Source organism: Planococcus ruber, assembly GCF_022819085.1.
Classification (GTDB): domain Bacteria; phylum Bacillota; class Bacilli; order Bacillales_A; family Planococcaceae; genus Planococcus; species Planococcus ruber.
Genome location: NZ_JALHAG010000010.1, coordinates 17346 through 26440 on the forward strand (window position 1 = coordinate 17346; position 9095 = coordinate 26440).

Consider the following 9095-nt stretch of genomic DNA (forward strand, 5'->3'; position numbering starts at 1 on the left):
TTATTTGCCTCCTTCCTCAGATTTCTTCTTAGTTGGAAGGACTTCACCGCGGTAGATCCATACTTTTACGCCAAGTTTGCCGTAAGTAGTGTCTGCTTCAGCATGTGCATAGTCGATATCAGCACGAAGCGTATGGAGCGGAACAGTACCTTCACTGTAGTGTTCAGCACGCGCAATGTCAGCGCCGCCTAGACGTCCAGATACTTGAGTTTTGATCCCTTTAGCGCCAGAACGCATAGTGCGCTGGATTGCTTGTTTTTGTGCACGGCGGAAAGACACGCGGTTTTCCAATTGACGTGCTACACTTTCAGCAACTAGTCTCGCATCAAGGTCAGCTCTTTTGATTTCAATGATGTTGATGTGTACACGCTTGCCAGTCATTGAGTTCAGTTGTTTGCGAAGTACTTCTACTTCAGAACCACCTTTACCAATTACCATACCTGGTTTCGCAGTGTGAATTGTTACGTTTACACGGTTTGCAGCGCGTTCGATTTCAACTTTAGAAACTGAAGCTTCTTTCAAACGTGTTTCGATGTATTCACGGATTTTAATATCTTCGTGAAGAAGTGTCGCATAGTCTTTTTCAGCGTACCATTTTGACTCCCAGTCACGAATGATTCCGATACGCATCCCGATTGGATGTATTTTTTGTCCCACGAATTATCCCTCCTTCTTCTCAGATACCACTAAAGTGATGTGGCTTGTACGTTTGTTGATTGCGCTTGCGCGTCCCATTGCACGTGGACGGAAACGTTTCAATGTTGGACCTTCATCAACGAATACTTCGCTAACGATCAAGTTGTCCAGGTTCATTTCGTAGTTGTGTTCAGCGTTAGCAGCTGCAGATTTTAGTAACTTCTCAACAACAATAGATGATGCTTTCGGAGTGTGCTGTAAAATCGCAACGGCTTCGCCAATTTGCTTGCCTCGGATTAAATCTACTACTAAACGGACTTTACGAGGAGCAATACGTACTGTTCTAGCGACAGCTTTTGCTTGCATAGGGAAATCCTCCTCTCAATTAACGTCTTGTTTTCTTATCGTCTGCACCATGGCTTGCGTATTTGCGTGTTGGAGCAAATTCACCAAGTTTATGGCCTACCATATCTTCTGTTACGTATACGGGAATGTGTTTGCGACCATCGTAGACTGCAATTGTTTGTCCGATAAATGTCGGGAAAATTGTAGAACGGCGAGACCACGTTTTAATCACTTGTTTTTTCTCAGAGTCCTTTTGTGCTTCAACTTTTTTCATAAGATGATCATCAACAAAAGGTCCTTTTTTCAAGCTGCGACCCATTTGGGATCCTCCCTTCGTGATTGCACCACGGCTCTTTTGGCGAACCGTAGCGGAATCAAATTATTTTTTACGACGACGCACGATGAACTTGTCTGACTTGTTCGTTTTCTTGCGTGTTTTGTATCCAAGAGTTGGTTTGCCCCATGGAGACATTGGTGATTTGCGTCCGATTGGCGAACGGCCTTCACCACCACCGTGTGGGTGATCGTTAGGGTTCATTACAGAACCACGAACTGTTGGGCGATTGCCTTTCCAGCGGTTACGTCCTGCTTTACCAATGTTAATCAATTCGTGTTGTTCGTTCCCTACTGAACCGATTGTTGCACGGCAAGTAGCAAGGATCATACGAACTTCACCTGATTGCAAACGTACAGTTACGTATTTGCCTTCTTTACCAAGCACCTGAGCTGAAGTTCCTGCAGAGCGTACTAATTGTCCGCCTCCGCCTGGCTTCAATTCAATGTTATGGATTGTAGAACCCATTGGGATGTTTGATAGTGGCAAAGCGTTACCTGCTTTGATATCAGCTTCTACGCCTGACATGATCTGCGTTCCAACTTCGATTCCTTTAGGAGCCAAAATGTAACGTTTTTCACCATCAGCATAATGAATCAATGCGATGTTTGCAGAGCGGTTTGGATCGTACTCGATTGTAGCAACGCGTCCTGGAATGCCATCTTTGTTACGTTTGAAATCGATGACACGGTATTGACGTTTATGTCCACCACCGTGGTGGCGTACAGTGATTTTACCTTGGTTATTACGGCCGCCTTTACGCTTCGTTGGTTGCAAAAGCGATTTTTCTGGCTTGTTCGTAGTGATTTCAGCGAAATCCGAAGTTGTCATGTTACGACGACCGTTTGTGGTAGGTTTATATTTTCTAATCCCCACGTTGTGTCCCCTCCTTCTTTTATTAGTTCCTAAAAGAACTTATGAGAATTAAATCTCGAATAATTCGATGTCTTTAGATTCAGCAGTCAATTTAACGATCGCTTTGCGGCGTTTGTTAGTGTATCCTGCGTGTTTGCCCATGCGTTTGAATTTCCCTTTGTAGTTCATGATGTTGACTTTCTCAACTTGAACTCCGAAGATTTCTTGAACTGCATGTTTAACTTGTGTTTTGTTAGCGCGAGTGTCCACTTCAAAAGTGTACTTCTTATCTGCCATTACTTCAGAAGAACGCTCAGTAATGACCGGACGCTTTAAAATATCACGTGCTTCCATTAACTAAGCACCTCCTCAATTTTTTCGATTGCTGCTTTTGTCATAACAACTTTGTCATGTCCAAGCAAGTCTAAAACGTTGATGCCAGTCGCTGCTACCACTGTCATACCTTGGATGTTGCGAGCAGATAATGCTACGTTTTCATCCGGGTCAGCAGTTACGAACAAAGCTTTTTTACCGATTGAAAGATCTGAGATCAATTGAGTAAATGCTTTTGTTTTTGGTGCATCGAATGTTAACCCTTCAAGTACCATCAATTTTTCTCCAACTACTGTTGATGAAAGTGCAGAGCGTAAAGCTAAGCGACGGACTTTCTTAGGCAATTTATAGCTGTAGCTGCGTGGTGTCGGTCCGAAAACGATACCGCCTCCGCGCCATTGTGGTGAACGGATAGAACCTTGACGCGCACGTCCAGTTCCTTTTTGGCGCCATGGTTTTTTACCGCCGCCTGCTACCTCAGAACGATTTTTTACTTTATGGTTACCTTGACGAAGTGAAGCGCGTTGAGCGATTACAGCGTCAAATAACACGGCTTCATTTGGTTCGATACCGAATACGAAATCATTCAATTCGATGTCGCCCACTTGTGAACCTGTTTGATTTAATAAAGCTACTTTAGGCATTCCTGTTTCCTCCTTTCAGTTAAAAATATTATTTCGCTTTAATAGCCGATTTTACTCGGATAAGTGCTTTGCGAGATCCAGGAACATTACCTTTGATTAGAAGCAAGTTACGATCCGTATCAACACGCACGATCTGCAAGTTTTGGATTGTAATTGTTGTTCCACCCATTTGACCAGGTAATTTCTTCTGTTTGAATACACGGTTTGGAGCAACCGGACCCATTGATCCAGGACGACGGTGGTAACGTGAACCGTGAGCCATTGGCCCGCGTGATTGTCCGTGGCGTTTGATAACACCTTGGAAACCTTTACCTTTTGTTGTACCTGTGACATCTACTACATCGCCTTCTGCGAATACATCTACTTTGACTTCTTGACCAACCTCGTAATCAGCTAAGTTTACATTGCGAAGTTCGCGAATGAAGCGCTTAGGAGCAGTGTTCGCTTTAGCTACGTGTCCTTTAGCAGGTTTGTTAGAAAGCTTTTCGCGCTTGTCTTCAAAACCTAACTGGATTGCTTCGTAGCCGTCAACCTCAACTGTTTTCTTTTGAAGCACTACGTTTGGAGCAGCTTCAATTACAGTTACAGGGATTAAATCACCGTTCTCAGCAAAAACTTGCGTCATACCGATTTTTCTACCTAAGATTCCTTTGGTCATGTTGTCACACCTCCTGATAATATTTGTGTTTTTCTATTTCGTTTACCGATTAAAGTTTAATTTCAATGTCTACGCCGGACGGTAAATCCAGTTTCATCAACGCATCCACAGTTTGTGGTGTTGGGTTAACGATATCGATTAGACGTTTGTGTGTGCGCATTTCGAATTGCTCACGAGAATCTTTATAGATGTGGACTGAACGCAAGATTGTGTAAACCGACTTTTCAGTTGGCAACGGGATTGGACCCGATACACTTGCACCTGAACGTTTAGCTGTTTCCACAATTTTCTCTGCAGACTGATCTAGAATTCTGTGATCATATGCTTTTAAACGGATACGAATTTTTTGTTTTGCCATTATTTTCCCTCCCTTTTCGCCTATTTTTGATAGACATTCTCCACGAAAATTTTCTGCACACTCGCCATGGCAAAGCGGCCGGGTGTATCAGTAACCTCTCGCTTCATCGCAGTCAAAGACCAACATTCACCATTATACAAAAGAAAAAAGAATTCCGCAAGTGTTTCCACGAAATTCTTTTCAATTCGCTTTTATTAGTATAACAGGATTTTTGGAGAGTTCAACACATACGCTAATAGTCCGAACATTTTAATCTTAAGCGAGTAACATGACGGCAATCCAGCCAAACATTACGAGCGGAATATTGTAGTGGATAAAGGTTGGCACGCATGTATCCCAAATATGATTGTGCTGTCCGTCCGCGTTCAGTCCGGCAGTCGGCCCGAGCGTTGAATCGGATGCCGGTGATCCCGCGTCTCCAAGCGCTCCCGCTGTGCCGATTAAAGCGATGATGGCAATTGTTGAGAATCCGAACTCCATGCTAAGCGGCACGAAGATAGCAGCGATGATCGGGATGGTAGCAAATGATGAACCGATGCCCATCGTAACGACTAACCCGACGATCAGCATGACGAGCGCAGCGACTCCTTTATTGCCTGCAAATAAATCCGCGACGCTTTCGACGAGCGGCTCCACCGCTCCTGTTGCTTGGATGACAGAAGCAAATCCGTTGGCAGAAATCATGACGAAGCCGATGAAGGCCATCATCCGCATTCCAGCTGTCAGTACGTCGTCCGCTTCGCGCCACTTCATCGCTCCGAACAGATAAAGGACTACGATGCCGGCAAGCGCTCCGATGAGCATCGAATCCGTTTCGATCTGCCCGTATAGCGCCGCCGCAAGCGCAAGGACTGTCACCACGATATCTTTCTTCGAAGCGACCTTGTTTGGAGTTTCTTCTATAATACTTGTTGTCGGTTCATGATAGTCTCGCGGCTTGCGATAAGAAATGAATACCGTTACGGCTAAACCGATGACCATGCCCCCTACCGGAATCGCCATCGCTCTCGGAATATCGGCCATGTCAATCGGCAAACCGGCAAGCTCCATTTGCTTCGCGATGATTTCGTGGAACAATAAACCAAAGCCATAAGGCAATAAAATATACGGAGCGGTCAAACCGAATGTCAAAACGGAAGCGATCAAGCGGCGGTCGATCCGCAGTTCGTTTAAAATGTGCAAAATCGGCGGAACCAATAATGGGATAAACGCGATATGAATCGGGATGACGTTTTGGGAAAAGATTGCCATAACGAGCAAAGCCAAAATGATCAGCGCCTTTGCCAGGTTTTGCCGGGTCGCTTCTCCTTCTTTATTGACCAGCTTTAATACACTACCCACCAGAAGCTCCGGGATTCCCGTTCTCGAAATAGCCACTGCAAATCCGCCGAGCATGGCGTAGCTGAGAGCAATGGTTGCCCCTGCCCCTAATCCGTCGGTAAATGATGACACGGTATCCATAAATGATAAACCGCCGCTGACTCCACCTGCGAGCGCTCCGATCAATAGGGCAAAGACTACATTGACCCGCAGCAAGCTCAATACAAGCATAACCAGGACAGCAACAATAACTGCATTCATAATATTTTCTCCTTTAGTTTGCTAAAGCGTTAAAGTATACACTTTAAATTAACAAATCCTTTATTGCCTTGTCAACACGTAATGCTGCTCATTCTCAATGAAGCAAAAGTCTGAAAAATCTTAGACGCTCTTTACTCTTAGTAATCCCTTTTTCAGGCATACAAAAACCCTTCATTTATTCATGAAGGGTTTTTGTGGATTATGCTTGCTGCTGTTTTTGCTCATAGGCGGAAATATATGAATCGTATTGAATCGTCAAGGCGATTTCATCCCATCCTTTTAGCAGCATTTCTTTCCAATATGGATCAATCGAAAATGCATAGCGGCTTCCGTCTTGTCCAGTGACGGTCTGCTCTTCCAAATTGATGTCTAATTGAAAAACTTCCTGCTGGCCTTTCCGAATCAATTCATCGACTTCCTGTTCTTCTAAGCGAATCGGCAAAATTCCATTTTTTACGCAGTTATTATAGAAGATATCGGCATAGCTCGGTGCAATGACGACGCGGAACCCGTAATCGAGAATGGCCCACGGGGCATGTTCGCGTGAAGATCCGCAGCCAAAATTCTCTTGCGCCACTAAAATTTCCGAGCCTTGGAAGCGCGGATCATTCAACACAAATTCTTGGATCGGCGAACCATCCGGATGGAATCGCCAGTGGTAGAATAAATACTTGCCAAAGCCGGTGCGTTCAATGCGCTTCAGAAACTCTTTTGAAATGATTTGATCGGTATCCACGTTTTTACGGTCAAGCGGCGTCATGACGCTTGTGATTTTATTGATCGGTTCCATGTTATTGCCTCCTTGTCTCTCACGCTGTCGGTACCGGTTCCTTCATATAATTGCGGACATCGGTCAGATGGCCTTCGATCGCAGCAGCTGCGGCCATTACCGGACTGACAAGATGCGTCATCGAACCCGCGCCTTGGCGCCCTTCGAAATTCCGGTTGGATGTAGAAGCGCAGCGTTCTCCTGCAGGCACGGCGTCATCGTTCATCGCCAAGCACATGCTGCATCCTGTTTCCCGCCATTCAAATCCAGCCTCTAGGAAAATCCGGTCGAGCCCTTCTGCTTCGGCAGCCCGTTTCACCGATTCTGAACCCGGCACCACAATCGCCGTAACGGAAGGATGGACTTTTTTGCCGGCAATGATCTCACTTGCTGCGCGCAAATCTCCAATCCGGGCATTGGTGCAAGATCCAATAAAGACGTGCTGGATTTCAATCGAAGAGAGCGGTGCCCCTTCTTCAAGCTGCATATACGCCAGCGCCTGTTTTAATGCCTCCCGGTCTGCCGGATCTTCGTAGTCCGTTGCATATGGGACATGCTCCGCAATCCCAGAGCCCATTGACGGGTTCGTTCCCCATGTAACGAAAGGAGAAATTTCATCTGCATGAATGGTGCGTGTTGCATCGTACGCTGCACCTTCATCTGTCGCCAGCGCTAACCACTTGGCTGCCGCTCTGTCAAACGCCTCTCCTTGCGGCACATGTCTGCGCCCTCTCAAATACTCAATCGTTGTTTCATCCGGGCTGATCAATCCTGCACGCGCTCCTGCTTCAATTGACATATTGCAAATGGTCATGCGTTCTTCCATTGAAAGGCTTCGGATCGCTTCTCCCGTATATTCCACGATATGACCTGTGCCCAAATCCACCCCGTATTTAGAAATGATTGCTAAAATCACATCTTTTGCGGAAACGCCAAATCCAAGTTCTCCGTCAATGCGGATCTGCATCGTTTTCGGTTTTGATTGCCAAAGCGTTTGAGTAGAAAGCACGTGTTCTACTTCACTCGTACCGATGCCGAACGCAAGAGCCCCAAACGCACCGTGGGTTGACGTGTGGCTATCGCCGCAGACAATCGTTTTCCCGGGCTGCGTCAGTCCAAGCTCCGGTCCGATTACATGCACGATGCCCTGGTCCGGATGGTTGATGCCGGCAAGCGGTACACCGAACTCTTCGCAGTTTTCCTGCAAAGTTTTGATTTGCTTGCGGGAAATGGGATCTTTGATCGTCTCCCGGTTCCGCGTCGGTACGTTATGGTCCATCGTCGCAAAGCACAAATCCGGACGGCGCACTTTCCGCCCGTTTAGCCGCAGCCCCTCAAAGGCCTGAGGAGAAGTGACTTCGTGCAATAAATGAAGGTCAATATAGAGAAGATCCGGTTTCCCTGCTTCTTCAAAGACAATATGTTGTTCCCAAATCTTTTCAATAATCGTTTTTGCCATTTTTACCGCTCCTCTACCTTAGACATAGGAATACATGATATGTTCTGACACCAATTCACGCTCTAGCTCTTCGATCACTTTTTCAACAAAGCGTTCGGTTGAAACGACGCGTTTTCCTGCCCCTGACAAATCGCCTGTGCAATAGCCGTCTTCCAAGACACTCATGACAGCTTCTTCGATTGTCGCCGCTTCTGTGTGCATGCCGAACGAATGGCGCAGCATCATCGCTGCCGACAAAATAGCTGCAGATGGGTTGGCTTTATTTTGTCCGGCAATGTCCGGTGCTGAGCCGTGTACCGGTTCGTAAAGGCCGTAACCGTCTGAACGGACGCTTGCAGATGGCAGCATGCCAAGTGATCCCGTGATCACCGAAGCTTCATCACTCAAAATGTCGCCGAACATATTCTCTGTCACCATGACATCAAATGCCCGAGGATCGGTGATCAATTTCATCGCGGCCGAATCGACCAGCATATGCTCTACTTCCACGTCGGGATAGAATGCTTTACGCTCTTCTACAACTTCTCGCCAAAGCTTGCTCGTCTCCAATACATTGGCTTTATCGACCGATGTCACTTTTCCTCTTCGGCCGCGGGCGATTTCAAATGCCTGATCCACAATCCGCTCGATTTCCTGTCGGGTATATACAAGCGTATCCACCGCTGCTTTTTCTGTCCGGCGTTTCGGTTCCCCAAAATACAAACCGCTTGTCAATTCACGGACAATCACCATGTCCACTTCTTTTGCCACTTCTTCTTTTAATGGAGACGATCCAAGCAATGCAGGCACCGCCTTCACCGGCCGGATATTTGCGAATAAATCAAAATGCTTTCGGATATTCAGCAATCCTTTTTCCGGACGCTGATGCGCAGGATTCTTGTCCCATTTCGGGCCTCCGACAGCACCAAGGAGGATCGCGTCGCTTGCCTCACATGCTGCGATGGTTTCGTCCGGAAGCGGCGTGCCATGCGCATCTACCGCACTGCCCCCGATTGACGCGTGCTTTAAATGAAAAGTATGCCCATAACGCATTGCAATGGATTGCAGCACTTTTACCGCCGCTTCTGTTACTTCTGGTCCGATTCCGTCTCCTGGCAATACCGCTATTGTTTTTTTCATTTTA

The 9095-nt window shown here is 46.5% G+C and carries 12 protein-coding genes; all 12 read right to left on the bottom strand.

The window, feature by feature from the left end; genetic code table 11:
* The 12 genes from rpsC to leuB all read right to left on the bottom strand — a co-directional run bounded on the left by rpsC (window position 1) and on the right by leuB (window position 9091).
* Window positions 1-657 carry a 30S ribosomal protein S3 gene (gene rpsC, locus MTR82_RS12420; protein ID WP_052654127.1) on the bottom strand — a complete coding sequence of 219 codons (657 nt, stop codon included), beginning with the start codon at window positions 655-657 and terminating at the stop codon, window positions 1-3.
* 3 nt (window positions 658-660) lie between these two features.
* Window positions 661-1002 carry a 50S ribosomal protein L22 gene (gene rplV / locus MTR82_RS12425; RefSeq protein WP_052654130.1) on the bottom strand — a complete coding sequence of 114 codons (342 nt, stop codon included), beginning with the start codon at window positions 1000-1002 and terminating at the stop codon, window positions 661-663.
* 19 nt (window positions 1003-1021) lie between these two features.
* Window positions 1022-1300, bottom strand: coding sequence for a 30S ribosomal protein S19 (gene rpsS, locus MTR82_RS12430; RefSeq protein WP_006828932.1), 279 nt, complete (start codon window positions 1298-1300; stop codon window positions 1022-1024).
* Window positions 1301-1360: 60 nt separating this feature from the next.
* The gene (rplB, locus tag MTR82_RS12435) at window positions 1361-2191 is read right to left on the bottom strand and encodes a 50S ribosomal protein L2 (protein ID WP_052654133.1); all 831 of its coding nucleotides are present in this window, start codon (window positions 2189-2191) and stop codon (window positions 1361-1363) included.
* A 48-nt stretch (window positions 2192-2239) separates the two neighbouring features.
* Entirely contained in the window at window positions 2240-2524 is a 285-nt protein-coding gene (rplW, locus tag MTR82_RS12440) for a 50S ribosomal protein L23 (RefSeq protein ID WP_235197811.1), read from the bottom strand.
* A complete protein-coding gene (rplD, locus tag MTR82_RS12445; RefSeq protein WP_052654139.1) occupies window positions 2524-3147 on the bottom strand; it encodes a 50S ribosomal protein L4 in 624 nt (207 codons plus the stop codon). The genes rplW and rplD overlap by 1 nt, the downstream gene beginning before the upstream one ends.
* A gap of 28 nt (window positions 3148-3175) precedes the next feature.
* A complete protein-coding gene (gene rplC, locus MTR82_RS12450) occupies window positions 3176-3805 on the bottom strand; it encodes a 50S ribosomal protein L3 (protein ID WP_052654142.1) in 630 nt (209 codons plus the stop codon).
* Window positions 3806-3854: 49 nt separating this feature from the next.
* The gene (gene rpsJ, locus MTR82_RS12455; protein ID WP_033542800.1) at window positions 3855-4163 is read right to left on the bottom strand and encodes a 30S ribosomal protein S10; all 309 of its coding nucleotides are present in this window, start codon (window positions 4161-4163) and stop codon (window positions 3855-3857) included.
* 255 nt (window positions 4164-4418) lie between these two features.
* Window positions 4419-5744, bottom strand: coding sequence for a Na+/H+ antiporter family protein (locus MTR82_RS12460; protein ID WP_246809351.1), 1326 nt, complete (start codon window positions 5742-5744; stop codon window positions 4419-4421).
* Window positions 5745-5943: 199 nt separating this feature from the next.
* On the bottom strand, window positions 5944-6534 hold the full coding sequence (gene leuD, locus MTR82_RS12465; protein WP_246809352.1) for a 3-isopropylmalate dehydratase small subunit: 591 nt from the start codon (window positions 6532-6534) through the stop codon (window positions 5944-5946).
* A gap of 19 nt (window positions 6535-6553) precedes the next feature.
* On the bottom strand, window positions 6554-7972 hold the full coding sequence (leuC, locus tag MTR82_RS12470) for a 3-isopropylmalate dehydratase large subunit (protein WP_246809354.1): 1419 nt from the start codon (window positions 7970-7972) through the stop codon (window positions 6554-6556).
* 18 nt (window positions 7973-7990) lie between these two features.
* Entirely contained in the window at window positions 7991-9091 is a 1101-nt protein-coding gene (gene leuB / locus MTR82_RS12475) for a 3-isopropylmalate dehydrogenase (RefSeq protein ID WP_246809356.1), read from the bottom strand.
* Between the last annotated feature and the right edge of the window lie 4 nt (window positions 9092-9095).

Bases quoted from the DNA above. Each gene is read 5' to 3' on its own strand.
- rplV (WP_052654130.1), bottom strand. From the start codon at position 1,002: ATGCAAGCAAAAGCTGTCGCTAGAACAGTACGTATTGCTCCTCGTAAA.
- rpsS (WP_006828932.1), bottom strand. From the start codon at position 1,300: ATGGGTCGCAGCTTGAAAAAAGGACCTTTTGTTGATGATCATCTTATG.
- rplW (WP_235197811.1), bottom strand. From the start codon at position 2,524: ATGGAAGCACGTGATATTTTAAAGCGTCCGGTCATTACTGAGCGTTCT.
- rplD (WP_052654139.1), bottom strand. From the start codon at position 3,147: ATGCCTAAAGTAGCTTTATTAAATCAAACAGGTTCACAAGTGGGCGAC.
- rplC (WP_052654142.1), bottom strand. From the start codon at position 3,805: ATGACCAAAGGAATCTTAGGTAGAAAAATCGGTATGACGCAAGTTTTT.
- rpsJ (WP_033542800.1), bottom strand. From the start codon at position 4,163: ATGGCAAAACAAAAAATTCGTATCCGTTTAAAAGCATATGATCACAGA.
- MTR82_RS12460 (WP_246809351.1), bottom strand. From the start codon at position 5,744: ATGAATGCAGTTATTGTTGCTGTCCTGGTTATGCTTGTATTGAGCTTG.
- leuD (WP_246809352.1), bottom strand. From the start codon at position 6,534: ATGGAACCGATCAATAAAATCACAAGCGTCATGACGCCGCTTGACCGT.
- leuC (WP_246809354.1), bottom strand. From the start codon at position 7,972: ATGGCAAAAACGATTATTGAAAAGATTTGGGAACAACATATTGTCTTT.
- leuB (WP_246809356.1), bottom strand. From the start codon at position 9,091: ATGAAAAAAACAATAGCGGTATTGCCAGGAGACGGAATCGGACCAGAA.